This is a genomic window from Undibacterium sp. SXout7W (assembly GCF_049339385.1).
Classification (GTDB): Bacteria; Pseudomonadota; Gammaproteobacteria; order Burkholderiales; family Burkholderiaceae_D; genus Undibacterium.
This window is the reverse complement of sequence record NZ_JBMPPF010000012.1, coordinates 116,824-142,613: the sequence shown is the minus strand read 5'-3', so window position 1 is coordinate 142,613 and position 25,790 is coordinate 116,824. Positions and strand designations below refer to the sequence as shown.

Below are 25,790 nucleotides of genomic sequence, written 5' to 3'. Positions count from 1 at the left end.
GCGCCTTTGACCGCTTACCGGACAGAGAGGGTCTGGCGTACTGGATTGCGCAGGAGAAAACCGGTGTGATGTTAAAAGACGTCAGTAGTGCGTTCGTGGCTGGACTTGAGTTCCAGAGCACCTATGGGACATTGAATGACGGGGACTTTGTGGACAGGATGTATCAGAATATCCTGTACAGGCCGGCAGATGCGGCGGGTAAGACGTACTGGCAGGGGCAGCTGGGGCAGGGATTAAGCCGGGGCAATATGCTGGCGGGCTTTACGGAGTCTACGGAGTTTAAGGCAGCGTCACAAAGCAAGGTATCGCTGACGCTGGATTATGTAGGTTTGCTGGGGCATGCGCCGGATGCGGCGACATTTAATCAGTTGCTGGGGCAGCAGGGGACGGATGCGGTGACCCTGATCGGGCAGTTTATTAATTCTCCTGAGTATTCCGCTCGGTTTATGGCTTGACCAACGGGCGGATGAGTACGAATCCGATTGCCTACCCCGGTACTCGGATTGGATACGTGATGCCGTCAAGCATCAAAGGCTGAGTTAAGGAAAATACGTTGGGTTAGGGGCTACATACACTTTTAAGGTTTGCTCCAGCATATTCGCTGGAGCAACTCTTTTTAAGTCAAAAGATGACACTGGGCCATCAAAATTCCACGCAAAAGACTTTTCGCCGACGATAAATTTGATTGTTTCACCGCCAGTGACATTAACGAATGTCGTTGAAGGCGTAAGTACAATCGTTCGTGTTGCGGCAGTAACAGGAGCTGAGTCACCCAGCAGTGATAAATCTGCAGGTGTTTGTGCAAAAGCCAACGTACCAATTGATAACAGTCCAGCAGCCAAAACTGATTTAATCGCATTCATTTTAATCTCCCAAAAATCCGATATGAGCATCTGATCGAGGCACATCAGAGCTGATGCAGCCTTCAGAAACTACTTCGGCGAATAGTCGAGCTAACATAGCAAGACGTATTCATCGATAGAAATAGTCTAACTATTGCTCACCAAAAGAAAAATAAGAGATTCAGGAATGCATTATTGCGATAATCGAAATAAAACTATTTTCACAACAAATAAAAGGATCAATTTTCTACTATTACTTCGTGATGACCAATCAGTGATTATCGTGAGCAAAAATGAAAATAAGTGAGGATAATAGCGGCTCAGAAAAACTATCCCACCACTGCTCATCCTTATTTATCTCTATGTTACGTACATTTTTTAACAACATTACATTAGCTTTTCAGACGAAACAATACAAAATATCCGCTGTCAGTCTTATCTTACTGATGTCGAATGTCCATGCGGACAATGTTATCGACGATCACACCCTGCATTTAAAAGAAGAAACGCACAAGATTAAGCAACATAAGCTGCTGAAATTAAAAGAACGTTTAAGCTCTGATGAAGAAACGCTGAAGCAGCACTGTCGTTATGAGTCGGAAATTGCCTCCCCTCCCCCTTCCAAAGAAATTGCTCTGACGTTTGACGACGGCCCTGATCCTGTACAAACAGAATTCATCCTTTCCATCCTGAGAAAATATAAGGTTCCTGCCAGTTTTTTTATGATTGGTGAGAAAGTACAGGCACATGCAGAATTAGTGAAACTGGTTCAGGATTCGGGATATGCGTTGATAGGAAATCATTCTTGGAGTCATCCTAATTTTCACGATATCACGACACAAGAACAAGCCACAGAGATAGAGAAAAGCACATCTTTGCTCAGTCCCCTGAATCCGCAAAAATTATTCCGCTATCCGTACGGCAATTCCACCTGTGAGACAAATCTGCAATTAAAGCAACTGGATCAAAAAATTGTAGGCTGGCACATCGATTCTTGCGACTGGGCGTTTGATCACAAGGGCAGCGTTGATATGAAAGAGGCACTCAGTTGTGGCGTGCTTCCACAGAACCGGAAAAATTATGTTGAGCATGTTGTCTCATCCGTGAAAGCACATAACGGCGGTGTAATTCTGATGCATGAAATTCATGCCAACACGTTGAAAAGTTTAGAGGAAATCATTCAACGTTTAATAGAAGATGGCTATGTGTTTAAACGTCTGGATGATCAGAATTTTCAGAAATTCCTGCGTTAATCCATGTAACAAATAACATTGCATTTCTTTCAAAATGTATCCATCAGGGATATAAGTACCTTATCGTTACAAAGTCTCACAAGTCAGATGAGAAAACCCTTCTATTCTTTCATTTGAACGAATCACGATTGTCTATAGTAAAAAGACCCAATACAGGTTTTGAAATCTAGAAACAATCAAGCAGATAAAGGAAAGAATCATGGCAATCTCATCAATAGGAAGTAACAATACTGTTGCGACGTTACAGCAAACATCCAGTGTTTCATCTACCCGTAATCAGGGACGAGATGGTGATGGAGATAACGATGGCGGACGCGTTCAAAGGAGCGGTGGAAAATTGTCAGCTGCGATTACGCAAGCGCTGTCACAGTTAGGGATCACAATATCAGATTCCGGCACAGCAGCGGCATCTTCCACAGGTACAGCAACATCCTCAACAGATAGCAATACGAGTGCTAACAGCACAACAACACAAGACCCGCAGCAGGCACTTGCCGCTTTTGCACAGAGCCTCTTTGCGGCATTACAAGCGCAAGCGGGCAATCAAAACACAAATTCGAGTAGCAACAACAGCACTGCCACAAGTAATACATCAAGCACTGGATCAAATAACGTATCCGGTATTGGTGAACATCGTGGCCATCATCATGGAGGTGGCTTAAGTCAGCTAGAAAATGGCTTACAAAGCCTGGTACAACAACTTTCTGCTACATCAGGTAGCACGGCGACAAGTACATCCGGCTCCAGCACGTCAACAGCATCTACGACATCAACCACATCAAGCGGAACGCTCTCCGATCTGCAACAGAGTTTTGCCAGCTTACTGACCGCAGAAGGAAAAACTGCCAGCGGTGCTAGTCTGTCTAGTTTTCTGCAAAATTTGAGCAATAATCTTCAGGGTGCTCAAAAAACCGGCAATATTGTCGCGACTCAGGCCTAGCTGAAAACAGTTGACTGATTAAACTGCATATCGAATTACTCCTTGATGAAATCGAAATAATGACCATTTTTTTCTTCTGCATTCGATATGGATAATTCAAGAAAATATTTCCTGCCTAGCAGAAAACGTTTTAATGCGATCGAAACCATTCTTCTAACTATCGATAAAAGCTGGATTTTTCTTTGTTTGCTACTTCTGGAAGCAATGATTTACTGGTTCGATAAATATACCGGGGCATTAACATCATTTTCGCCCTTTTATATTTTCCCTGTTGCAATCAGTGCAAGTGTATTAAGTCGATGGCAAACCGTGCTGTCTGTCGTATTTTCCAGCCTTGGTCGCATCAGCATTTTCCCTTGATTATTTCTGACCAAATTTTGAAATCTTGAAACATGACGCATCAAGAAATGACAAGTAGATTAACGTTAATGTCCTCTATATCGATCAACGGCGCACTAGTCATTTAGCAATCGGAATTGTAAAGAAAAACTGGCTGCCAATACCAGCTTCAGAGTGAAATCCCATATTGCCGCCCATGTGTTCAATGATTGTCTTACTGATATTCAGACCAAGCCCTGTCCCCCCTTTGACTTTATGATCCGGATCATTAATCTGGCTGAATTTCTTAAAAATTCTATCGTGAAAATGAGCTGGAATTCCGCAGCCATTATCTTCTACGATAATTTTAACGGTATCAGAGCCGAGCAAACTCGTTCTCACCTTCACGACACCAGAACTGCGAGAAAACTTAATGGCATTGGACAATAAATTGGTCAGAACCTGATTAAATTTATCAATATCCACTCTGACCATGACAACCGCAGCTTCAGCGGTTTCAACTTTGTCAGTCGCATTCGCTACATACTCCAATTGAATACCAAACTGTTCTGCATAAGGAGTATTTGTGCTGATAGCATCTTGTATTAATAAATGTAAAGGACTAATGCGGTAATTAAATTCCATTTTCCCGGCAGCGAATTTTTCCATATCCAGAATATCGTTAATCAGACGTAACAACCGATCGGCATTACGCATGGCCACCGTCGTCAGTTCTTTTACCTTTGTCGGTATGTCACCTGCGATGCCCGAATCAATCAAGCGTAATGCGCCATTAATGGAGGTCAAAGGTGTGCGTAGCTCATGGCTAACCGTAGAGACAAACTCGTTTTTAATCGCTTCTATCCGCTTACGATCTGCAATGTCAAACGTCATTGCATAAAAACCCTCAATTTCACCTGCATTATTTCTGGCGGGCACATAAATAGATTGAAAGAAGTAATACCGCTTATTCAAGACTCCTTCACCTTCAAAACTGACCATTTCGCCTCGCAATACTGCCTGTACATATGGAGCAATGCCTGCATAGAACTTTTCCCCGACAATCTCCCGTAAGGTTTTACCGATCATGTAATCGGAAGGAATACCAAATTCTGTCGTCACATATTCATTCACAAACAAATAACGTTCCTGTTTGTCCATGAACGTAATCACACTTGGCAAATTATCCGTCACCGCCTGTAATCGCTTCTGGGTTTGATGTTGATGCTCCAGAGCGATCTCTAATTGACGTGCTTTCTGTTCGATTTCTGACGTACGCTCAATCACCGTCGATTCCAGACTTGCATTAATATGCTCAATTTTTTTGAGATATTGTTCTTCTTTTTGCACCATCTCAGTCAAAGTAACCGATAAAAGATGCGCTTCGTAGAAACCTTCAATAATGGGAATGGGCGCAACTGTCTGCTTACTTCCATGTGCTTCAATGGATGCACTCAGTGCCATTAAAGAGGAGGAAATTTTTCGTGCCAGTATGGCAGCAAAAAAGGCCAGAACTGCGCCTAGTATTCCACCAAGTAACAAAATTTCCCGCTCCAAATTATGCATAGCAGCCATTGCGGTATCTTTGCGCTGACGAACCAGAATACTCCAGTTCACTGCAGGATAATTTTGCCCTACACCTGATAATGCGTAGCCAGTAAGGTAAGTCTCGCCATCGGCCCACACCTCCTCGATCGCTCCACTTTTTCCTTTGCGTGATGCTGTCAGGCTAGCGACATTAATTTTATTTTCTTCTAAATTTTTAGGGCCCAGGATCACCGTACCGTCGCTGCGAACAATCATAATTTCTACGGCATATTGTTTGTCTGCGGGTACCAGTAAAGTTTTAGCGATATTTCTCACCCAGTGCCAACTCAAATGCGCACCAATCACACCACGATAGCTACCATCCGATCGAAAAATGGGAATAGCGATATCAACAAAGCGCCATGGGTCATTTGCATAAGGCAACTGCTTTTCCAGTAGTAAAGCAGGGTGGTAATCGCCAAAATAAATTCCCTTCTGACCTTGCTGAAACCATGGGCGCTGACTAACACTCTGACCTTCCAGCAGGCCTTGGGTCGATGCTAATACAGTACCATCGGGCCCTGCCAGACCGATCCAGGCATACGCAGAAAACGTTCGCTGAAGATTTTCGAGAATGTTCCGAATGTCGTTATTACTTTGAGCATTCTTCACGTGATCAAGATTAGAAAGCAGTTGTGCGTCACCCACGGTCTTTTGCATAACCAGATTGAGCTCGTCACGCATTTGCCATGACAATTGTCGTAACCGCTGCTCTGCTTCTCTTTGCGCATAGTTGTTGGCAAAATGATCGACGAGAGCAAGTACAGACAATACTGTGACAATCACGATCACAGTAACACCACCGGTTAACAAAGTGGAGAGCCTGGTTCTTGATCCTCGTTTAAATAAAGATATCATTTTGCATTTATGTTAAGACAATAGCGAACTATGAAAAAACTGATGCGTGTTACTCGTTGCTCAATGGGGCGCATCACATGTTGAACGAATGTTCACATTTTTTCTGATGATTTCTATCGTACCAGCTCCAGAATGACGCAAACATAAATGATCGAATTTGTCAGGCACAGTCAAAGTCTGTCCAGCAGATTTAAAATTGTAGTCAGACTCTTTTCCGTTGCTGTCCATGGATGACAACGCCGGCAGTGGAGCAGCTGGCTTTAACTGGATCACAATATCTTCATTCTGCTGTGTGACTTCCAATGGATACAAAGCACTACCTGTATCTCCCCGAATCGTGAATGTCAAAGGTTCGTGATCTCGCACTGCTTTTTGACAGGCGCTGAGCAAGAACAAACTCAATATCAAGATGGCTGATTTAGGTATCGACTTCACTGCGAGTCCTTATCTGAATGGAAATTATTCTTGCGGTAATTCATGAATGATCAATCCTGCATGCGGAGGTAATGTTTGCAGCCATGCTTTGTGTCTGAGTGCTCGCTGGCAATCATGAACGCCGGACTGCCAGCGTGTTTGTACGGTGCTGCTGCTGAAATCCACATCTTTAAAATAATCGTCATTCGGCAATGCTTTCATGATCAGATTAATTACCTGAATCGTATGCTCGCATCCCAGTTTGATCAACGGTTGCAATTCTTTGCTGTGGCGGCTTTCTTCAGGTAAATGTTGGGTCAAGGTTCTGATAGCACGTTGTAAATCCTGAATTTTCTGATGACTCAGCAAATGTTCGCGAGAGCGGCTGGCGTATTGAATGCTTTTATAGCGCGCCATTGCTTCAGCAATTGATGCTGGCCTGGTTTCTGTCGGATCCCACAAATCGACCATAAAACACAAGGCATCATGTTTAGCTTCTTCTTCAAGAAAAATTTCTAATGGAGAATTTGAATAAACACCACCATCCCAATATGCGCGCCCATCGATTTCTATCGGCGGAAACCCAGGGGGCAAGGCACCACTCGCCATAATATGCTCGGCAGTAATACGCTGTTTGCTGCTATCAAATACTGCGCTTTGCCCATTATCCAAATCAACTGCACATACGCAAAGGCGGATGTGACCCTGATTCAGATAATCAAAATCGATGTATTTTTCCAGTGTACTTTTTAGCGGCGTCGTATCGTAAAAGCCTGCCTGACTTAAAGGGACTTTGGCATTGATATTCCAAAGCGCACCCGGGCGTGGCTTAAAAAATCCATCCACGCCGTTCATCAATGCGCCCATCGTGTTCATGGTACTGGTGACCTCTGTCCAGGGAGCCATGGAAGGCCAGAAACTGGCACGATGTGTCGCATCGGGTGATAAGCTATCCCAAAATCCTCTTAATTGATGTATGCGGGTCTCAGGTGGATTGCCGACAATGAGTGCGGCATTAATTGCTCCAATTGAGGTACCGATCACCCAATCAATACGCATATCGCTTTTGTGCAGTTGCTCATAGACACCGGCCTGATAGGCGCCGAGAGCGCCACCACCTTGTAAAATCAAGACATTGCAGTGTTCTGACATGTTGTTATGTTCCTGGAAAAGTAGCACGATGCATGACGCTGGTCGCAAAAAGACATACAACATGCTGAGTCTGACGATGCGGCAAAATGAGCATGTCGAGCGTGTGAAATCCGTATGTTAATAAAAATAATTTTACTTTAGGTCAACATTAGCATATTAGCTGAAGCATCGGTAATACCTCTGACAAATGAAGTAATCTCCCCAAAATAATTATTTAAGACATAAGGTTTCGACGATGATGCTACACAGAGAACGTCTGACTGCGACATTGGAAGGTGACTTTGTCGTTTTTTTGATTGGCATGCGGATCAATAAGCCATTCCACATCCATAAATGGCTTCCCGTTGCATCCGCGATGCCACGAATGTTAAAGGAATTACATAGCCAGCCGGACTCGGGCTTGTTACATGCAGAAATGTGGTTTTCGCGGACGATTATTCAGGTGCAATACTGGCGCTCCATGGAGCAGCTGTTGGCTTATGCCAAAAATAAGGAAGCCCAGCATCTTCCTGCATGGCAGGCTTTCAATAAGGCGATAGGTACAGACGGATCAGTCGGTATCTGGCATGAAACCTATATGGCGTCAGCGGGTACCTATGAAAATATTTACGTCAACATGCCGACCTTTGGCCTCGGTAAAGCCGAAGAATTACAGAGTGCCTCAGGTGGAAGGCAATCTGCAAGAGGCAGATTAGATGCGCAACGCGAGTCGTCTTAATATTTGTCAGATTATGCGTTTAATCATAGACATGGCTGCCTGCCCTGGCAACAATGCGCACTGTCATTCACGCTACTCCGGCTAACCATTTCATAAAATCAGTCTGCATCTCAGGGCTGATGCCATGCTCTATTGGATAAAGGTGTGTCTGATGGGCGACATCTAATTCCGACAACAACTGATCTGCACGATGCAACCAGACTACCGGTAATTTTGTGTCGTACTCGCCATGACCAAGAAAGGCCTGGATTGTCGACAGGCGTGACTTATTAGCCAGATGCGCTTGCAACTCAGGCAAGATACGGCCAGACAATACGGCAAACCCCGCAACACTTTCTGGTGCGCTGAGCCCGACGCTGGCGCTCAGAATACCTCCCTGACTGAAGCCGGCAATGACAGTATGTTCAGGAACAATCTGATAGGCATTCTGTATCTGAGATACAAATTCAATCAACGTCCGACGACTTTGCTCTGCTTCTGCCTCGACAATACGGGGACCTTGCTCAGTAAAGGCGACACGAAACCAAGCGAATTGCTCGATCCCTAATTGAAGCGGGCCGCGCGGATAAATCACCAAAGTATCGTGATCAATATCCGAAGAAAAATCATATAAATTACTTTCTGCTCCTCCAACGCCGTGCAGCAGAAACAGGCATTTTTTAGGATTATTGATCTCTGTCTGCCTGATTCTGAACGCCAGCGAAAACTCTGCGCTCTGGTGCAATGAACTTAAACTAGGTAGTTGATGACTCATGATGCTACTCCTGTCGTGATTGAAGCAGCGGCCGTCTTGCTGCCAATATCCGGATTCAGTCCCCAGACGTAAGACTCCATCGATAACACGCTATGGCTGACACCCCCATCAATTACTTGCACAGCAGCGTCCTGCGCTGCACCCAGCGCCACCAGCAAAGGCAAAAAATGCTCCTCGGTAGGATGTGCACGCTGAGCTTCAGGAGCCAGTTGTCGATAGTCGATCAGTTTTTCTTTGGCCCCATCTCTCACCGCACTTCTGACCCAATCGGTAAAGGCAAGTACATACTCCGCTGCCCGGTCCGACGACATACGGACTTCATAAAGATTATGTGTCATGCTGCCCGATGCCAGAATCAACACACCTTGTTGCCGTAATGCGGACAGCACCTGACCAAATCTAAAAGCAGTAGCAGTATTGAGTCCGACTGGCATCGATACCTGAAATACCGGAATATTCGCCTCGGGTAATAGATGCATCAATGGCACCCAGGCACCATGATCAAGCCCGCGCTGCTCATCAAGACTGGCATCCAGTCCTGCTTTTTTCAGCAATTGCATGGTGTCTGTTGCCAGTTGTGGATGACCAGCGACTGGATAACTCAAGTCATACAACGCTGGTGAAAAACCGCCGAAGTCATGTATGGTTGCCGGTGCAGGATGCGCCATCACCTGAACAGCATGCGTCTGCCAGTGTGGTGACACCACCAGTACCGCGTTGATATCAGATAGTTTCTTTCCCAGCAAACCCAATAGTGGCCCCAGCTGGCCGGGTTCGAGGGCGAATGTGGGAGCGCCATGAGAGATAAATAAAACGGGAGCGGTAGTCATGCAACATCCAGTCTGTAAGTAACTGCTATTTTGTTGAGTCATAGCAGATTGTATTAATGTGATTAATTCGATTAATCAGCGTAATCAGATTGATCGGATTGATCGGATGCATTCACTTTATCGTCTTTAATAATGAAGATAAACTACCTATTAGTGGATTAATTGTTCCTTATATTGAGACAATGGATAAATTTCTGGAAATGAAAACCTTTGTGGCTGTCGTTGATGCCACCAGCTTCATCAAAGCAGCCAGCACACTGGATATGTCTAAGGCTGCGATATCTCGTTACGTGAGTGATCTGGAGGCAAGGCTTGGAGTACGACTGCTACAAAGAACGACCCGGCGTTTATCACTCACAGAAGAAGGACGGGTATTTTATGCTCGCTGTAAAGAGTTATTGATCGAGATTGATGAAGCCGAAGCAGAAATCACTTCGCACAGCGATACAGCGACCGGGTTAATACGTATCAATGCGCCAGTGACATTCGGAATACTGCATCTGGCTCCACTATGGGGGCAGTTCCGCTCGCAGTATCCCGGGGTTAGTCTGGACGTCACGTTGGGCGACCGCATTGTTGATCTGCTAGATGAAGGCTACGATGTTGCTATCCGTATCGCCACCCTGCCTGACTCAACGCTGATCAGCAAACGCCTGGCGACAACGCGTATGGTCTTATGTGCCTCCCCAGCCTATCTGCAATTGCATGGACAACCAAGCCATCCTTCCGAACTAGCCAGTCATGCCGTCATTGCTTACAGCTATTGGTCATCCGGTGACGAGTGGCATTTTCAGGGAATTCCAGGTAACGTCAGCATTAAGACCAGTGCTTGCATCCACACTAATAGCGGCGATACCTGCAGGGTCGCTGCGCTGGCCGATCAGGGCATTATTTTGCAACCCAGTTTTTTGGTCGGAGATGATCTGGTATCCGGTGATCTGATTGAGCTAATGCCGGAATGGAAAGCCATGACGATGGGAATCTATGCGGTGTATCCCAGCCGCAAACATGTACCTTTGAAAGTACGCGCCCTGATTGATTTTTTAACGAAACATTTTGCCGAGACACAAAAAAACTGGTGAACGGCAAAATGGCCTGCCCCCCGGCTATAACGATGATTAGAACGTTTTTTATAGCGCGTTTGTAAGGATTCCGCTGATATTGTTTTCTATTATGTTCTATTGGCTGCTATTGACTGCTATTGACTGTTACTGGCATGTACCAACACGTCATCGCCAGTTTCCCATCCTCCGCCAAGAGACATAAACAAATTGATCTGGTCCGTTGCCAGTTGCGCCTCCGATACGGCAAGCGCACTTTCTGCCGCAGCCAGCATGCGGTCAGCCTCTAACGCATTCAGAAAATCCGTACGTCCATATTGGAACAATGTATGCGCTTGTTCTGCGGCAATCACGTTCTGTTTTTTTGCTTCCATTAATTCTGCATGACGCGCTGACTCATGCGAATACACTGTCAACGCCGTTTCTGCTTCTCTCAGGCTATTCAATACTACACCATCAAAACGTGCCAGTGCTGCCTGAGTAGCCGCTTCTGCCTGTGCAATATGGCTTCGTGCAGTTCCCGTGGAAGGTACAGTCCACGACAACAAAGGTCCTAAATTCCAGTGAAAAGCATTGGTCGCGCCAAATTGAGGCAAAGTGCCTGTACTACCAGCAGAAAATCCAAAACTGATGCTCGGATATAACTCAGCCGTTACGATGCCGATATGCGCGGTAGCCGCAGCCAATCCCCGTTCAGCCTGACGAATATCAGGGCGCCGGCGCAATAAGGCGGCGCCATCCCCTACGGGCAACGCACTGGTCAGCCGTGGCATGGTATCGCAACCAATCACGTCCGCCGACAGTGCTCCTGGTAATTCTCCGGTCAACACAGCAAGACGATATTGTGCAGCGTGGTTCTGCGCCTGTAACGGCGGAACTACTGAGCGCAATTGTGCCAATTGAGCGCGGGCAAGACTGGTATCGAGCGTCGTTCCACGGCCTGCTTGTAATCGCTGCTCAGTCAATCCAAGAAATTGCTGTTGCAAATCAATCGATTTCTGCGCGACCTGCATTTGGTGCCTTGAAGAACAGATATCGGCATACGCTCTTGCAGTATCGGCGGCGATCGTTACACGGACAAGATCATATGCAGCCTGCGCGGCTTGCGTGTCTGCATCACTTGCTTCAATGGCCCGTGCCAGCTTGCCGACCAGATCAAACTGATACGCGACACTGACACCAGCCTCATGCACGGTTCCATTCGGCAAAGCAGCTTTCAACCCTTTGGCTGCGGCCGACGAGCGCCCAACACCAGGAGCAGCGTTCACACCGAAAACCGGTTGTGTCGCCGCCTCTGTCTCATCCTGTATAGCTCTGACGCGTAGCAGATTGGCGGCGGCAATCCGCACATCGGTATTCGCAGCAAATGCTTTTTCAATCAGTTGATCCAATGCTGGCGTACGATATAAGCGCCACCAATGTGCAGGCAACGGAATTTGCTGATAGATGTTTTCTTTGGCTTTCTTTACCTCTATAAACGGACGTGCAGCGTCAGCACGTTGTATCACAGCCTGCTGAGGCAACTGGTATGTTGGCCCGACCGTATTACAAGCGACCAGACTGATTGATAACAAAGAAAGAACAAAACAATGCCGTAATACCCTCAATGGATTACGATGCATGCCTGCAGAGGCAAATACTACGCGGATCTTCATTGTACGCTCCGCTCGGTAGTCAAACGGCTCTGTACGGCAACGGTCGCCGTCTGTCCGGCGACCAGCCGTACATTGTCTGGTATGCGGTCAAGCCGGATACGAACCGGAATACGCTGTGCCAGACGTACCCAATTAAAGTTTGGTGTGACGCTGGATAGTAAATTACTGCCGGTTGTGCGATCTCTGTCGACAATCCCTTCGGCAACACTATCTACCTGCCCATTCAGCAAATGTGTATCACCCATCAGGGAAACAGAAACGTGGTCACCAATATGAATATTCGGTAATTTGGTTTCTTCAAAATAGCCTTCTGCATAAAATGAATCCCGGTCAACCAGTGCCATCACAGGATGCCCTGCGGTGACATAAGTGCCTGCTTGTAAATCCAGATTGGTCACCACGCCATTGATCGCAGAAACTACTTTAGTTCTAGCCAGATTAAGTCTGGCTAGATCGCGGGCAACAACGGCCTGCGCCAGACCAGCACGCATCTGCTCGACTCTGGCATCGCCCTGCTCACGAATTTCCTGCGATACCAAGTCATGTAGCTCGGAATTCCTGCGTGCCTCTTTCAAGGTCTGAGCGAGTGCCGTACGCTGTGCCTGTTCCGCAGCTTCCGCCTGACGTAACGCCAGCTCAAACCGGGAACGATCTATTTCAAACAAAACCTGATTAACACTGACTCGCTGATTATCATGAACATATAACGCAGTTACCTGACCTGTCACGTCGGGTGCAATCTGCACTACGTTCGCTTTAATGCGCCCATCCCGTGTCCATGGTTCAATTTCATAATGCTTCCATAAATACAAACCAGCCAGGATAGCGACGCCGCTCATCGCCAGTGTCACCACAACGCGACCAAGCGCAGGAAAAGAAATTTTAAAGGACATATCAGTTCAGCCCGTTTGATAAAAAGAAAGTGAGCACACCCAACAAGGTAATCAGTAAAGCAAGATCAAATAATGGTGGATGCCATACCCAACGATAAAACCCAGTTCGCGCCAACAGATAACTACAAACACGCGCCAGAAGTAGTGCCAACAACGCCAACAGCAATAACCACGGAATATAAATACCGTAAATACTGAATTCGCCTTTCATGGCAACTCCTTCAAGGTCTGATAGCTGGCAGCCAATGGAAATAAATCGCGTCGTATGCTGGTTAAAGCTGTCACGGCGTCACGCTGTATGTCACCGTTGGCCAGCCGACATACCGAGTGCAAGAGCCGGTCAATTAACGTCAGCAAATACTTACTGGTTTCTTCAGGCTGCGCATACTGACTACGAAAATACTCCGCGAGACTATCCATCAGTGACTCCAGGGACAGCCCCTGTAATGCCAACAGTTGTTGCAGATTCCGTAATTGCGCGATATTTAATCCAACACGTAAATCGTTCAATGCATCAACGGCACTATGGTCTTGAGCAGAGGCATTCATCGCCAGACGCGGCGTCAGCAGCGCGATCCTATCCAGCATGCGTGCGGTTACCGCAGTGACAGAAGGTATCTGAGAAGATTCTATCATCTGAATCAACTCACTCCAGCCAGCATGTAGCAACCGCCTTGCCGCCCATTGCGCACTCACGGAACGTAACAATTTAGAAAAAACTGCCGCTGCACTGATGCCCAACAATTGCGCCAGCATACTGTTGATGAATGACGCCATATCCGCGGTGTTTGTGTCATGCATACTCAACATGCCAGCTACGCCGAATAGAGTTGCCATGGCTTGTGCCGTCGTCGCTGGTCTGGCAATGAATACCCCAAGTATCAGAAAAATAGGAGCCGATACCAGCACCAACATGTCGAAACTATTCACCACGGGCAAAGAAACCAGCAAATAAAAAGCAGAAATTGGAATTGATACGATGGTGTAATGCAAAAATATTTTGATCCCGGGAACAGGATCATCCTGAGACGCAAAGAAGCAGCAAAAGACGGCTGCCATCATGGCTGCGCCAGAACCCGCAGGCCATGCTGTCAAAATCCAGAACGCACAACAAACACAAATAGACACCACAGCAGCGATAGCTGACCTGAGCGCCATTCCATGATCCCTGTGCAAGACTGACGGTGCCTGCCCCGGAACATACGAAGTATCTGATGGCGCTGCGCCTTGCGATACGGCATGAATATGTCTGCGTAATTTCAGACTTTCAGCAAAGGTATTGATCAGGCTACGCATACGCGATGCCAGGTTGACCTGCAATAGTTCACTCCAGCTTGCATCAGAGCGAATAGTCGGAGCCAAGGTCAATAAACGTTGATGAAACTGCTCTGCCTTTGCAGGATCGGCATCTTTACCTTCCTGCATCCAGATAACAATGTCTTGCCTCAGCTGATGCCACGTGCCTTGCAAGCTGTCCGGATCTTCTGCTTCCAGCGCCTGCAGACGATCATCAACCGCAGATAATATGGGCACCAGCAGCGCCATTCTGTCCTGCAGTGCGTGCACAGTATCTGACGTCCAGCGCAAATGAGAGGTATCGAATGGCAAATGGGTCGCCATCAATCGCAGATCCGTCACATCTGTGGCAAGAATACGGCGGTCATTAGCAACCTGCGACTGACTGCGTCCGAACATCACATCCTTGATCCAATGCTGGGCATCGTCCAGCGCGCGATCGATTCTGAGCATCAGAACCTGTCCCAGACTCTGGGGAAATACCAACGTATGTATCAGGGTTGCGCATGTAATACCCAGCGTGATTTCCTCAACCCGGGCAAGAGCAACATCAAACACACTCGCCGGCTCCGCCACCGCCGGGAAACCAATCAGCGCTGCCGTATACCCAGCCAGCATGAACACATATGACCTGGGAGTGCGATCCAGCAATGAAATATACAAACAAGCACCAACCCAGAATGCCAACATCAAAGACAATAATTCTGGTGCATTTGACAATGACGGCACCAAAAGTACCGTTCCGATAGAACCCAGAACCGTGCCGGCAACACGATACACTGCCTTAGAGCGGACTGTGCCAGAAAAAGGGCTTGCAACAACATAAGCAGTCATCATCGCCCAGAATGGACGTGGCAAGCCGATCAGTAATGCCAGATACAACGCCAGCATAGAACCAGCAAAACATTTCAGCGAAAATAACAATTCGCTCGTGGTCGGACGTTTCACGATATTTTACGGGTACCAAAAGCAACTTCACTTCCTGTCAGGGCAACATGCAAACCTTCCAATACCCTGACACTCGCCTCAACATCCGTTTTTTCCATGTTAACAAATAAAGCCCGGCGAAACGGAATCAATGCCTCTTCCAGCGCTGAGGCGCATTGTTTTCCCTTCGCTGTCAGGTGTAAAGTCTTCGCACGCCGGTCATGCATATCCTCATGACGCTCGACCAAACCAGAATCAATTAACTGATCAATGATACGTACCAGCGAAGGTGGCTCCAGACCCAGTGCATCTGCGACTGTTCCCGGACGAACACCATCCCCTAAACGCCCTATCATCAGCACCGGCCAGGCGGATGCATGCGATAAATCAAAATCACCAGTCATCTTGTCAGCAGATGCCTTATAAGCCCGCGCTACCTGCGTCAGGGAGGTGGTGAGCCGCATCAGTGTTAAATCATAGTCAGTCATATATATTTTCACATGCATTTAATTATCTTACTAATAGTTAGCATACTAATCAATTGCCTGAAAAAAAACAAGAAAATACTTTCATTGCGTTCTGCAACAGTTAAACGATGCAAGAAATTATCGACATGCGTGAAATAGTCGCGTGGAGTGCCTCGACAATCAGAATTTGAACGGATCAGCTTTCAAGCTCAATCTGTCAGTAGAAAAGCTCGTCCAGACAAATCAGCGGGATGTAATGAACGAAGAAATCGAATGGCTGCCATCCTGTGCAATGGTTTGCAAAGTGTAAAAGTCTGGCCAGTGTCAATCAACATTAATGCACTACATTATTGGATGTTTTTTTGGTGTCAACGTAGTAATTAATCCGCTTACGCAAATTCAGATAGTCAAATACGTTGCTTGGTAACATACCAGGTCGCAAGCTTGCTTCAATGTAGATTTTTTTACTTTCCGCAGACAAGTCCAGAACAATCGCATCATCCTTAGGAACACTCTCGTCATACACCAGGATTTGTGGTCGCATCGGCTCGCCAATCGAGACATTCACCACTAGCCCGATCGCACCATTCGATAAACGAACCAGCGTACCCGGCGGATATATCCCCAAAGATTTGACCATCGTCGCCATGATTGAGGTATCAAACTGGCTGCGCCTCTGTATATACATGGATGAGAGCGCCTCATGCGGCGTCAGTGATTTTTGAGGATCAATATGGTTGCAGAGATTGTCGTAGACATTGGCAATCGTTACGATTCTGACAGGCATCAGGATGGAATCAGATTTCAATTTTTTGGGATATCCACTACCATCAAGATACTCATGATGTTTTGCAATCACATCCAGCATGATTTTTGACATCCCCGCCTGTTTTCCTACCTCAACACCATAATGAGGATGCAATTCAAAGAAATTTTGCTCTGCTTTATTCAGCGCATCTTTCTTATTCAAGATTTTTTCGGGGATGTTGACTTTACCCACATCATGAAATAGCCCTGCCATACCAAGCTCTCTGATTTGTCCTGGAGAGCATTTCAATTCATGTGCGAGTGTCATAGCAAGAATAGACACATTCAGAGAATGAAAATACATTTCCTCCTTCACACCAGCCTGCTGTATCAGGTACATGAAATTATAATTTTCATCCTTGAAAACATCCGCGATGCTATCAACTAATTTACCCGCCTGTTGCAGAGTTTCCTGCGGTCTGGAAAAGATCAACTTATCGATACTTTTTACTGTTGCTGCGGCGTTGACGAATTTGTCTTCAACCCGCGCCATCTCTTCTTTTTGTTTTTTCAGCTTCTCAAATCGGGCTTGTTTCGCCTCATTCAAACTTGCATACACTGTTACTGCAGGAGTCAGGTCCTGAATGGGTGCAGGTTCTGGCGTTGCTACCTCTGACTGATCGGAAGAAATAGATTCAGACTTGGATGGCACGACACGCACCTTCTCCAATTTGAGTTCCCGTAATTTGACGATCTCGTCCTGGCTTACAATTTTGAAAGAATTCATTGAAAACGAGTGTTCAAACCAGTTCAAATCAAGTTTGATAAACATACCCACTCTGACGTCTTCAATAGAAATCAGCTCAGTTGCATCGTTCATGATGAAGCCTGCACAACTACTTGTTCAGCAACGGAATACTGTATAAAAGCGACAAATGGATGCATAAGACTCTTATTAATAAAATATGAAGTACTGAATGAAGCTGTTTTTTAGGCAAGGATCTGGGCAAGATACAGGGAACTGAAGTTATTTTGAAAAGATTAAATAGAATTTCTTTGAGAAATTGTTAAATATCATCAATCTGTTGATTATTTGCAATATAACCAACTGGTATTAATTCAATATCAAATACAATCGTTTTCATACCCCTAAAGCATCTAGGGATATGAAATGAGCAATTTTAATAATAAACTACACGGACGATAAAAATAGTCTGAATGTAGAAACTTTAGCAGGGGGAGATCAATGAAATTTACCAGCATCCGAACATGGAGCGTAGGAGCAAAGCTTGCGCTAGCCACATTTACCTCTGTCAGTGCTTTGTTTATCGTTTTTATTGCATTTATCGATTACAAATTCACCCAGCAAGTCGAGCGCTTTACTACCGAAGATGTGACTGCCAGAACCCAGCTGGTAGCTAGTATGCTGGAGAATATGGAAGATAACCTGGAACGACAAATCCATGTATATGCTCAGGTATTCAGAAGTCAGTTCAAAGATGATTTTTCTATCGATACCAACCAAAATATCGACATCAATGGGACACCCACGCCAGTATTTAAATCTGGTGAGACAACATTGAATCTAACTCTGTCTCATGTTGATCAATTTGAGCAACAGACTGGTGGTATAGCGACCATCTTCGTCAGAAAAGGCGATGAGTTTGTACGTATTGCCACGTCGCTAAAAAAAGAAAACGGTGATCGCGCTATCGGAACGGAACTCAGCCACGAAAGCCCGGCTTACCAACATGCATTAAATGGAAAAGTGTATGTTGGCAATATCACTTTATTTGGCAAGCAATACATTACTCAGTATGAGCCTGTGAAATCCAAAGAAGGCAAAGTCATCGGCTTGCTTTTTGTCGGATCAGATTTCACCAATGCCATCAAACAAGTAAAAGATAAAATCCGCACTTTGAAAATTGGTGCTACAGGTTACTTTTATGCCATCAATGCAAATCCAGGCAAAGACTATGGCGTATTGATGATACACACCAGCAAAGAAGGACAAAGTGTCCTGGAATCTAAAGACTCCAGTGGTCATGCATTTATCAAGGAAATGCTGGAGCGGAAACAAGGTGTTATACGTTATCCCTGGATCAATAAGGAACTCGGTGAAACAGAAGCACGGGAAAAATTGGTATCGTTCCAAACAATGTCGAAATGGAACTGGCTGATTGCGGGTGGCGTCTATGGTAATGAATTCACTAAAGAATCTAGTGCTCTGATGCAAAAAATTATTGTTTTCGCGATTATTCTGTTGCTGGGCATGGGTGCGAGTATTTACTTCACACTCCGCCATCGCTTAAGTCTCCCCTTACGTCAGGTTCGTGACGCAGCCACACGCCTTGCTCATGGCGATTTAACCGTATCGATGAATGTTGTCCGTGTGGATGAAATTGGTCAGTTAATGACAGCCATTAATGGTATTGGTCAAGGCCTGACCACGGTCGTACAACAAGTCAGAGAAAACACAACACAGATTCTTCATTCTGCGCAGGAAATTGCTGTGGGTAACGCAGATCTTTCCGCGCGCACCGAATCACAAGCAAGTTCATTAGAAGAAACCGCCGCATCCATGCATGAACTGACAGGTACGGTACGGCAAAATTCTGAGAGTGCTCTGAATGCGAATAATCTGGTCTTAACTACGTCCGACATTGCAGCAAAAGGGGGCGGCGTTGTATCAGAGGTCATGCAGACGATGAGTTCAATACAAGACAGCTCACGAAAAATTGTCGATATTATTTCCGTCATTGATGGAATCGCGTTTCAGACGAACATTCTTGCGCTAAACGCGGCTGTCGAAGCAGCACGTGCAGGTGAGCAAGGACGCGGGTTTGCGGTCGTTGCAACTGAGGTACGCAATCTGGCGCAACGCTCAGCAAATGCTGCAAAAGAAATCAAGATCCTGATTGGCGATTCGGTCGACAAAATCAATGCCGGGAATCAACTCGTTGGAAAAACCGGCGATGCCATGAACGAAGTCGTCAATGCAGTTGAGCGAGTCACTCTGATCATGTCAGAAATCAGTGCTGCAAGCCGCGAGCAAAGTTCCGGTATTGAACAAATCAATCAGGCAGTCGCAGAAATGGATGAAATGACGCAGCAAAATGCAGCATTAGTCGAGCAAGCTGCAGCTGGTGCTAAAAATATGGAGGATCAGGCTAGCAAGCTGGTTAAAGCCGTCAGTGTCTTCAAGGTGTCAGACAATATTCTTCCTGCAACATCTCAGGCACGTGCCTATTCTCCGGATAAACAACATTTGCAACTTGAATAAATGCGTCCCTGAGTATTCATCACTGCATCAGGTTTTTATCGCACATCAAGCCTGATGCAGTGGCAACGTGAACCAGAACGTCGCACCTGCCCCTTGCTCGGAAAAATATCCGATGTCGCCCCCCATCTGGTTGATTAACCGCTTGGTGATATTCAAACCAAGCCCAGTCCCTTCATGGCGTCGGGTATCTGCCCCATTCGCCTGAGAAAAAGCATCAAAAATTCGTGACGTGAACTCCTCAGGAATACCATCGCCGTGGTCCTCTATAAAGACGCGGACATATTGTTCTTCCAGAGAAAAACGAATATTAACAAACTCATTAGGACGGGAAAATTTTGCTGCATTCGAAAGCAGATTAGAAAAAATCTGCTGCAAACGATTTTCATCCGCAATGACGAATACAGGATCTTCATTCAGCAAGCGAAACCTTACGTGATGAATAGAAGCGTAAGACGCATTTGTTTCTATTGATTCTTTAATCTGCGAAACAAAATCGAGAGGCACCAGATCAAGGGTCAATTTTCCCGACATAAGTTTTTCCATATCGAGAATATCGTTGACGAGTTTCGACAGACGAATACTGTTCTTATATGCCACCTTAATCATACCAAGTGCTTTGGATGGTAATTCACCCAAAATTCCGGCCTCAAGCAATCCCAGTGAGCCTTTTATGGAGGTCAACGGCGTGCGTAATTCATGACTGACCGTGCTGATAAATTCGTTCTTGATATGTTCGAGTTTTTTACGCTGAGAAATATCGCTATGAGTGCCCACCATCCGCAAAGGATTCCCATGCGCATCCCGCTTGACTACCATTCCGCGATCCAGTAACCACATATAACTTCCATTTTTGCAGAGAAAACGGTGTTCGTTCATAAAGCTTTTAGTGTGCCCTGCCATGTTTTCTGTGACAGCTGCCATCACCATTTCCCTGTCATCAGGATGTACGCGACTTGACCATTCTTCTACTGCATCGCTGATTTCATCAACCTGATACCCCAACATTTCTTTCCAGCGCTTTGAGTACTGAACTTTATTTTCAACAATATCCCAGTCCCAGACCCCTTCTCCACTGCCCTCCAGTGCAAACAGCCAGCGCTCCTCGCTTGTGCGCAAATCAGCCAAAGTCTGCTCTCTTTCCAGTTCAAGCGTCTTCAACTTGGTAATATCGATACCGACACCACTGGTTCCGGTCAGTATTCCATTTTCATCATAAATAACGGAATGACTGACAAGATAGATATGTTCACCATCTGGGCGCTGCACCACCAGTTCCGTTTGAAATTCTTTTTTGTGTTTACTTAGCCGGTACTCATAGTCCTGCACGTGCTGGATCAAACCAGGAGGTAAGACCTCTTTAAAATGTTTGCCCAAAATATCGTCAGCACTGCATTGAAATACTTTTTCATATTCCTTATTCACGTATAAATAATGCCCATCTACATCCCTGACATGGACATAAGAACCCGTTCCATCCAATACTGTCTGCAATAAAGAACTGACTTCTTTCAACTTTTTTTCTACATTTCTCTGCTGTGACGTTTCGTGGATCACTGCCGTGAAATAGCGCTGGCGATCTATCGTGACTTCATCGATCGTTAACGTCAGCTGAAAACTACTACCATCCGCTCTATGGGCCGTTAATTCAATGCCCTGATTTGTCGTTTTTTGTATTTGCTTATGTTGAAATTCAGGAATCAAAAAACTGAGATGCTGATCTATCAGTGCGTCTTTTGGGTAGCCAAATAAATGTAATACAGCATCGTTCACTGTTTTCATGATGCCATCGGGAGCAATCACCACGACGCCATCCGTAATCTGACCTAATATGCTGTTTAATTGTGATTTAGTATTGATGGACGTTTGCAAGAATGTCGATGCCTGCAGCTCAGCCTCAGCCATTGCAGCAAGATCACGTAATGCAGCAAGATCACGATCATTCAACTGTCTGGATACGCTATCAATCAGGCATAGGGTACCGACGCGGTAACCATGTTGACCATGAACAGGTACACCGGCATAAAACCGGATAAAAGGTGCGTTTAATACTAAGGGATTGTCAAAAAATCGCTCATCTTTCAAGGTATCTTCTATGACAAACGGTTCATCTCCCAAAATCGCATGTCCGCAAAAAGAAATATCACGCCCCGTTTCACTGACATCCAGACCATGTCTGGACTTAAACCATTGACGATCATGATCAATCAAAGAAATAGCCACAATCGGCACGTCAAACATGTGCTTCGCGGATCGGGTAATCCGCTCAAACCGCTCTTCGGCAGGAGTGTCCAGTATATGTAATGAACATAGCTCAATCATCCGGCGTAGTTCATCTTGGGGAAAAGCAGGTGTTTGCATATACGGCGTCCTCACCTGAATGCGACAAACATAAGATTAAATGGACATAACTAAATGTCCATAAACAATATAGATCAATATCCTATAAGTATATTGTGTATCAAATCCTGGATCGTAGTTTACAGACTCAGATTAAAGTGAATTTTCAATCTGTAACTTTTCAGAGGCATCCATCCGAAAAAGCGTCTTGATCATTACGAGTGAAATGATCAATAAATGAAAAGTACCAGGTAACTGTTCTTTTATAAAAGATCATTGAATGAGCATTAGCTCATATTGATGAGTCATGGTTAACGCATTTTGCGATTCAGACCGTTTTCAACTAACCAATCTATAACCGTTTCCCAAGAAATACCTGCTGCTTTCAACATCAAAGGAACGATACTGTTTTCACCCAAACCCGGATGTGTATTCACCTCCAGCAAGTATGGCTTACCACCAGCATAACGGAAATCAACTCTTGAAAAAGCATTGAAACGGAAGCAATAATGTAACTGCTCTGCGATGCGCATCAATTCCTTTTGCTCGCTTTCAATGAGACCACAAGGAACAAGCACCTGATAGCGATCTGCTTTTTTGATCGCAGCGTCAAATAGCATACCTTCATACGCAATCCGGGCGACAGGTAAAGTCGTCAACGGTTTATCACCGGGTTCTCCAAATACAGCCACTGTATACTCCAGACCATCGAGAAATGGCTCCAGATACACTTCATCATAGACATCAGACAAAGACTTGATCGCAGCGAACATTTGCTGTTCGTTATCAGCCATCAATATCGAATTGCTTGAACCTCCTGTGGCGGCCTTGACAATCAAAGGGAAACCAAATTGATCAGCAGCGGCCTTGATGCTATCGGTATTCTCTGACAAATTCTCTGCTGTCAGCGCCAACCAGTCCGGGGTCAAAAGACCTGCTTCACGCATGATCTTTTTAGACAGAATTTTATTCATCCCAATGATGCTCGACGCTCTGCCATTACCTGTGTAGGGTTGTTTGGCCAGTTCAAACATGCCTTGCAACTGACCATCACATTCCATTTCACCATGTAGCGTGTTAACGACAATATCAAACCGCTTAGGAGTCGCAAAAGCAGCGAGAATGCTTTCATGGCGTTGGATAATATGATCGGGCTCCCCGGGCGCAGACTCGGCTACCCAACCCGCAGCATTCCAATCAAATAAGCTACAGAGATATTTGTCACGATTGGCATGCTCAAGTATCAGAGCACCGCTGCGGCGAGATAAATAATCCTCCGCAGAAAATCCACCAGACAATACTGCAACTTTTAATCGGTCTTTCATTTGGTATTTTCTGAAATGAATTTAAGTACGTTATGCAGTTTTAGCATTTTTATCTGACGCTGCAATGACAGCACTTAAGGTTGCATTGGTATAAATATTTGCCATTGTAGCAATTGGATCAATAATAGGATTAATTGCCAGTAATAGAATCGTAATAGCCTGTGCTGGGAGACCAAGTGGAATCAGGATAATTGAGACCATCGCAATGGAAACAATACCCGGTGCTCCCGCACCGGCAGTTGCAGCCAATACACTGAGAATCAGTGTCAATGCCAAATCAGAGAAATCAAGAGAAATACCATACAGTTGTGCAGCAAAAACCGTGGCGGAGGTGTAGATGATAATCATGGAAAAGCGATTAATAACCGCTCCTAAGGGAATCACCAGATTAATGATATCTGGTGATAATTTCAGTTTATCTCCTGTCAGACCATCAATCGCTGCGGGCATGGAGGCAAACGTACTGCCGGTACCGAAAGCAATCAGCATCGACTCTTTCAAAGCAGACAAAACAACCAGCGGGGACTTCCGCGTGACAGTGCATAAAACAAGCGTATTTAACAAAATAATCAATACGGAAATACCCCAGATCATTGCAACAAATTTTGCCATAGCCACCAATGTTTCAGCGCCTGTGCTCGCAAGCTGCCCAGCCAGCAAAGCAAATAAACCAAATGGTAATAAATACATGATCCAACTGATAATTTTGAACATGGCCTTAAAAAGGGCTTCAGTAAAGTCCAAAATATTATGTGCAGTATCACCACCAATCTGACCAGTCGCCACACCCAAAATTAAAGAAAAGAACAATATCGAAAGATTAGATCCTTCACCCATTGCCTGAAAAACATTGGAAGGTATCATCGACTGTAAAAAATCGAATACTCCGCGATTACTACCCGCTTGCGCCGCCCCATTTTGATCTGCGGCATTTAGTGTTTTGCCAAGCAAAATCTGCGCTTCTTTACTCAGATCAGCACCTGGTCCCACCAAAAGACTCACTACTAATGCAAGAAGACTGACCGCAAATAAAAACAAGAGGCTGCTCACGATAATTTTTACAATGTTTTGGCGAGCGCTTTCCGACGAGAATAGCCTGCCGACACTCGTGATCAATGCGGTCATCAGAATTGGAATAATTGTCATCTGTAACAACTTCAAATAAATCGTTCCTACGGGAGCAATCAAGAGTGAAAACTTATTGAAAAACAAGCCGGTCAAAATACCGAGTGTCATAGCAATCAGAATAACAATTGGCGACTTTAAAAAATCAAATGAAAAGCCTTTTGTTGTATCCGGAGTAGATGCGGAAATCATGGAGATACCTTGTGTTGTTCTTAATAGATAGTCGAAAACAGAGTATCGACATTAATGCTGTTAGCAGTGGGTTCAAGTAATATATTGAGCCACGCAACCCAGTGTTTTTTAGGCCAGTCGACCATCGCCACGACGCCACTTTTTAGCTCTGGCAAAGAAAAATAACCGAAAATAACGCCGTATTCCGGATGTTCGATAAATACAAATCGTGCTTCCACTTCATCACAAAAAGCCGCATCCACCTTTCCTTCCTGCAAGGCCTTTATCAAACTGGAGACGTTTGGATACATTGTTATTTTTGCAGCCGGAAAGCGGCGGGTAGCCATTGAGATATATCCAGCATGATCAATCGTACCGATATTCATTGAAAGCTGACTCAGAGATTTCATCGTTTCGTCTTTTGGATGAAACGCGATCACGCGCATACGGTTAGTCAGCAGGACGTACTTCACTGTGACATAAGGTTTTGTGTAGGCGACCTGACGGGCAGTTCCCAAATCACGTTTAATACGTGACATAGCAATATCTGCTTTGTCTTCTTTTAAAGCAGCCACTAATTCTGATTCACTGCGATACGACGCGTCCCAAATCAGTTTTACTCCCATTCCCTTTGCAATTTTGGACGCTAACTGGACATCAAAACCTGCCCACTCGCCAGACTTTAGAAATGTGAATGGATACACTGGGGCATTCAATGCTGCGACTCTTAACTGACCGCGATCACGTATTTCTTTTATCGTCTGCAAATTGTCCTGTGCAAACACAGACTGAAAACATATGAGCATGATGCTGAGTAACAGCATCATGCTCATATAC

22 protein-coding genes are annotated in these 25,790 nt (G+C 45.4%); 7 read left to right on the top strand and 15 right to left on the bottom strand.

Annotation, left to right across the window (positions count from 1 at the left end; all coding sequences use genetic code 11):
• A partial coding sequence (locus ACO0LB_RS12850; RefSeq protein WP_423049597.1) for a DUF4214 domain-containing protein occupies positions 1-455 on the top strand: 455 nt, incomplete at its 5' end.
• Between the two features lie 84 nt (positions 456-539).
• Here the strand turns inward: ACO0LB_RS12850 and ACO0LB_RS12845 are convergent.
• A complete protein-coding gene (locus tag ACO0LB_RS12845) occupies positions 540-863 on the bottom strand; it encodes a CzcE family metal-binding protein (RefSeq protein WP_423049595.1) in 324 nt (107 codons plus the stop codon).
• A gap of 272 nt (positions 864-1,135) precedes the next feature.
• On the opposite strand from ACO0LB_RS12845, the gene ACO0LB_RS12840 reads away from it, so the two are divergent.
• The 3 genes from ACO0LB_RS12840 to ACO0LB_RS12830 all read left to right on the top strand — a co-directional run bounded on the left by ACO0LB_RS12840 (position 1,136) and on the right by ACO0LB_RS12830 (position 3,395).
• Positions 1,136-2,095: a polysaccharide deacetylase family protein gene (locus ACO0LB_RS12840; RefSeq protein WP_423049593.1), complete on the top strand. Its 960-nt coding sequence runs from the start codon at positions 1,136-1,138 to the stop codon at positions 2,093-2,095.
• A gap of 199 nt (positions 2,096-2,294) precedes the next feature.
• Entirely contained in the window at positions 2,295-3,035 is a 741-nt protein-coding gene (locus tag ACO0LB_RS12835) for a hypothetical protein (RefSeq protein ID WP_423049591.1), read from the top strand.
• A gap of 87 nt (positions 3,036-3,122) precedes the next feature.
• Positions 3,123-3,395: a hypothetical protein gene (locus ACO0LB_RS12830; protein WP_423049589.1), complete on the top strand. Its 273-nt coding sequence runs from the start codon at positions 3,123-3,125 to the stop codon at positions 3,393-3,395.
• 99 nt (positions 3,396-3,494) lie between these two features.
• Here ACO0LB_RS12830 and ACO0LB_RS12825 read toward each other — a convergent pair whose 3' ends face one another.
• Both ACO0LB_RS12825 and ACO0LB_RS12820 read right to left on the bottom strand, forming a co-directional pair.
• A complete protein-coding gene (locus ACO0LB_RS12825; RefSeq protein ID WP_423049587.1) occupies positions 3,495-5,798 on the bottom strand; it encodes a sensor histidine kinase in 2,304 nt (767 codons plus the stop codon).
• A 459-nt stretch (positions 5,799-6,257) separates the two neighbouring features.
• Entirely contained in the window at positions 6,258-7,364 is a 1,107-nt protein-coding gene (locus ACO0LB_RS12820; protein ID WP_423049585.1) for a patatin-like phospholipase family protein, read from the bottom strand.
• 235 nt (positions 7,365-7,599) lie between these two features.
• Here ACO0LB_RS12820 and ACO0LB_RS12815 point away from each other — a divergent pair, with 235 nt between their 5' ends.
• A complete protein-coding gene (locus tag ACO0LB_RS12815) occupies positions 7,600-8,082 on the top strand; it encodes a DUF4188 domain-containing protein (RefSeq protein ID WP_423049583.1) in 483 nt (160 codons plus the stop codon).
• A gap of 67 nt (positions 8,083-8,149) precedes the next feature.
• Here ACO0LB_RS12815 and ACO0LB_RS12810 read toward each other — a convergent pair whose 3' ends face one another.
• Positions 8,150-8,836, bottom strand: coding sequence for an alpha/beta hydrolase (locus tag ACO0LB_RS12810; RefSeq protein WP_423049581.1), 687 nt, complete (start codon positions 8,834-8,836; stop codon positions 8,150-8,152).
• The gene (locus tag ACO0LB_RS12805) at positions 8,833-9,666 is read right to left on the bottom strand and encodes a DODA-type extradiol aromatic ring-opening family dioxygenase (protein ID WP_423049579.1); all 834 of its coding nucleotides are present in this window, start codon (positions 9,664-9,666) and stop codon (positions 8,833-8,835) included. Before ACO0LB_RS12805 ends, ACO0LB_RS12810 begins: the two co-directional genes overlap by 4 nt.
• A gap of 182 nt (positions 9,667-9,848) precedes the next feature.
• On the opposite strand from ACO0LB_RS12805, the gene ACO0LB_RS12800 reads away from it, so the two are divergent.
• Complete coding sequence (locus ACO0LB_RS12800) at positions 9,849-10,748, top strand: LysR family transcriptional regulator (RefSeq protein ID WP_423049577.1); 900 nt, start codon at positions 9,849-9,851, stop codon at positions 10,746-10,748.
• A 116-nt stretch (positions 10,749-10,864) separates the two neighbouring features.
• Here ACO0LB_RS12800 and ACO0LB_RS12795 read toward each other — a convergent pair whose 3' ends face one another.
• From ACO0LB_RS12795 to ACO0LB_RS12770, 6 genes are all read right to left on the bottom strand, one after another.
• Positions 10,865-12,382 (bottom strand): efflux transporter outer membrane subunit, encoded by a 1,518-nt coding sequence (locus ACO0LB_RS12795; RefSeq protein ID WP_423049575.1) that lies wholly within the window; start codon positions 12,380-12,382, stop codon positions 10,865-10,867.
• Positions 12,379-13,275 carry a biotin/lipoyl-binding protein gene (locus tag ACO0LB_RS12790; protein ID WP_423049573.1) on the bottom strand — a complete coding sequence of 299 codons (897 nt, stop codon included), beginning with the start codon at positions 13,273-13,275 and terminating at the stop codon, positions 12,379-12,381. Before ACO0LB_RS12790 ends, ACO0LB_RS12795 begins: the two co-directional genes overlap by 4 nt.
• Position 13,276: 1 nt before the next feature.
• Entirely contained in the window at positions 13,277-13,486 is a 210-nt protein-coding gene (locus tag ACO0LB_RS12785) for a DUF1656 domain-containing protein (protein ID WP_423049571.1), read from the bottom strand.
• Positions 13,483-15,519: an FUSC family protein gene (locus ACO0LB_RS12780; RefSeq protein ID WP_423049569.1), complete on the bottom strand. Its 2,037-nt coding sequence runs from the start codon at positions 15,517-15,519 to the stop codon at positions 13,483-13,485. The genes ACO0LB_RS12785 and ACO0LB_RS12780 overlap by 4 nt, the downstream gene beginning before the upstream one ends.
• Positions 15,516-15,986, bottom strand: a complete 471-nt coding sequence (locus ACO0LB_RS12775) for a MarR family winged helix-turn-helix transcriptional regulator (protein WP_423049567.1) — start codon at positions 15,984-15,986, stop codon at positions 15,516-15,518. The genes ACO0LB_RS12780 and ACO0LB_RS12775 overlap by 4 nt, the downstream gene beginning before the upstream one ends.
• 313 nt (positions 15,987-16,299) lie before the next feature.
• A complete protein-coding gene (locus tag ACO0LB_RS12770) occupies positions 16,300-17,592 on the bottom strand; it encodes an HD-GYP domain-containing protein (protein WP_423049565.1) in 1,293 nt (430 codons plus the stop codon).
• Positions 17,593-17,958: 366 nt separating this feature from the next.
• Here ACO0LB_RS12770 and ACO0LB_RS12765 point away from each other — a divergent pair, with 366 nt between their 5' ends.
• Positions 17,959-19,995, top strand: a complete 2,037-nt coding sequence (locus tag ACO0LB_RS12765) for a methyl-accepting chemotaxis protein (RefSeq protein ID WP_423049563.1) — start codon at positions 17,959-17,961, stop codon at positions 19,993-19,995.
• A 45-nt stretch (positions 19,996-20,040) separates the two neighbouring features.
• Here the strand turns inward: ACO0LB_RS12765 and ACO0LB_RS12760 are convergent, their stop codons facing one another.
• The 4 genes from ACO0LB_RS12760 to ACO0LB_RS12745 form a co-directional block, all read right to left on the bottom strand.
• On the bottom strand, positions 20,041-22,353 hold the full coding sequence (locus ACO0LB_RS12760) for a PAS domain S-box protein (protein ID WP_423049561.1): 2,313 nt from the start codon (positions 22,351-22,353) through the stop codon (positions 20,041-20,043).
• A 290-nt stretch (positions 22,354-22,643) separates the two neighbouring features.
• Positions 22,644-23,657: a D-alanine--D-alanine ligase family protein gene (locus ACO0LB_RS12755; RefSeq protein ID WP_423049559.1), complete on the bottom strand. Its 1,014-nt coding sequence runs from the start codon at positions 23,655-23,657 to the stop codon at positions 22,644-22,646.
• A 30-nt stretch (positions 23,658-23,687) separates the two neighbouring features.
• Positions 23,688-24,974, bottom strand: coding sequence for a dicarboxylate/amino acid:cation symporter (locus ACO0LB_RS12750; RefSeq protein WP_423049557.1), 1,287 nt, complete (start codon positions 24,972-24,974; stop codon positions 23,688-23,690).
• Positions 24,975-24,994: 20 nt separating this feature from the next.
• Entirely contained in the window at positions 24,995-25,780 is a 786-nt protein-coding gene (locus ACO0LB_RS12745) for a substrate-binding periplasmic protein (protein ID WP_423049555.1), read from the bottom strand.
• Between the last annotated feature and the right edge of the window lie 10 nt (positions 25,781-25,790).

Coding starts and splice junctions, on each gene's coding strand:
- ACO0LB_RS12845 (WP_423049595.1), bottom strand. CDS start 863: ATGAATGCGATTAAATCAGTTTTGGCTGCTGGACTGTTATCAATTGGT.
- ACO0LB_RS12795 (WP_423049575.1), bottom strand. CDS start 12,382: ATGAAGATCCGCGTAGTATTTGCCTCTGCAGGCATGCATCGTAATCCA.
- ACO0LB_RS12765 (WP_423049563.1), top strand. CDS start 17,959: ATGAAATTTACCAGCATCCGAACATGGAGCGTAGGAGCAAAGCTTGCG.
- ACO0LB_RS12825 (WP_423049587.1), bottom strand. CDS start 5,798: ATGATATCTTTATTTAAACGAGGATCAAGAACCAGGCTCTCCACTTTG.
- ACO0LB_RS12745 (WP_423049555.1), bottom strand. CDS start 25,780: ATGATGCTGTTACTCAGCATCATGCTCATATGTTTTCAGTCTGTGTTT.
- ACO0LB_RS12805 (WP_423049579.1), bottom strand. CDS start 9,666: ATGACTACCGCTCCCGTTTTATTTATCTCTCATGGCGCTCCCACATTC.
- ACO0LB_RS12770 (WP_423049565.1), bottom strand. CDS start 17,592: ATGAACGATGCAACTGAGCTGATTTCTATTGAAGACGTCAGAGTGGGT.
- ACO0LB_RS12820 (WP_423049585.1), bottom strand. CDS start 7,364: ATGTCAGAACACTGCAATGTCTTGATTTTACAAGGTGGTGGCGCTCTC.
- ACO0LB_RS12840 (WP_423049593.1), top strand. CDS start 1,136: ATGAAAATAAGTGAGGATAATAGCGGCTCAGAAAAACTATCCCACCAC.
- ACO0LB_RS12755 (WP_423049559.1), bottom strand. CDS start 23,657: ATGAAAGACCGATTAAAAGTTGCAGTATTGTCTGGTGGATTTTCTGCG.
- ACO0LB_RS12760 (WP_423049561.1), bottom strand. CDS start 22,353: ATGCAAACACCTGCTTTTCCCCAAGATGAACTACGCCGGATGATTGAG.
- ACO0LB_RS12775 (WP_423049567.1), bottom strand. CDS start 15,986: ATGACTGACTATGATTTAACACTGATGCGGCTCACCACCTCCCTGACG.
- ACO0LB_RS12800 (WP_423049577.1), top strand. CDS start 9,849: ATGGATAAATTTCTGGAAATGAAAACCTTTGTGGCTGTCGTTGATGCC.
- ACO0LB_RS12815 (WP_423049583.1), top strand. CDS start 7,600: ATGATGCTACACAGAGAACGTCTGACTGCGACATTGGAAGGTGACTTT.
- ACO0LB_RS12785 (WP_423049571.1), bottom strand. CDS start 13,486: ATGAAAGGCGAATTCAGTATTTACGGTATTTATATTCCGTGGTTATTG.
- ACO0LB_RS12750 (WP_423049557.1), bottom strand. CDS start 24,974: ATGATTTCCGCATCTACTCCGGATACAACAAAAGGCTTTTCATTTGAT.
- ACO0LB_RS12830 (WP_423049589.1), top strand. CDS start 3,123: ATGGATAATTCAAGAAAATATTTCCTGCCTAGCAGAAAACGTTTTAAT.
- ACO0LB_RS12835 (WP_423049591.1), top strand. CDS start 2,295: ATGGCAATCTCATCAATAGGAAGTAACAATACTGTTGCGACGTTACAG.
- ACO0LB_RS12810 (WP_423049581.1), bottom strand. CDS start 8,836: ATGAGTCATCAACTACCTAGTTTAAGTTCATTGCACCAGAGCGCAGAG.
- ACO0LB_RS12790 (WP_423049573.1), bottom strand. CDS start 13,275: ATGTCCTTTAAAATTTCTTTTCCTGCGCTTGGTCGCGTTGTGGTGACA.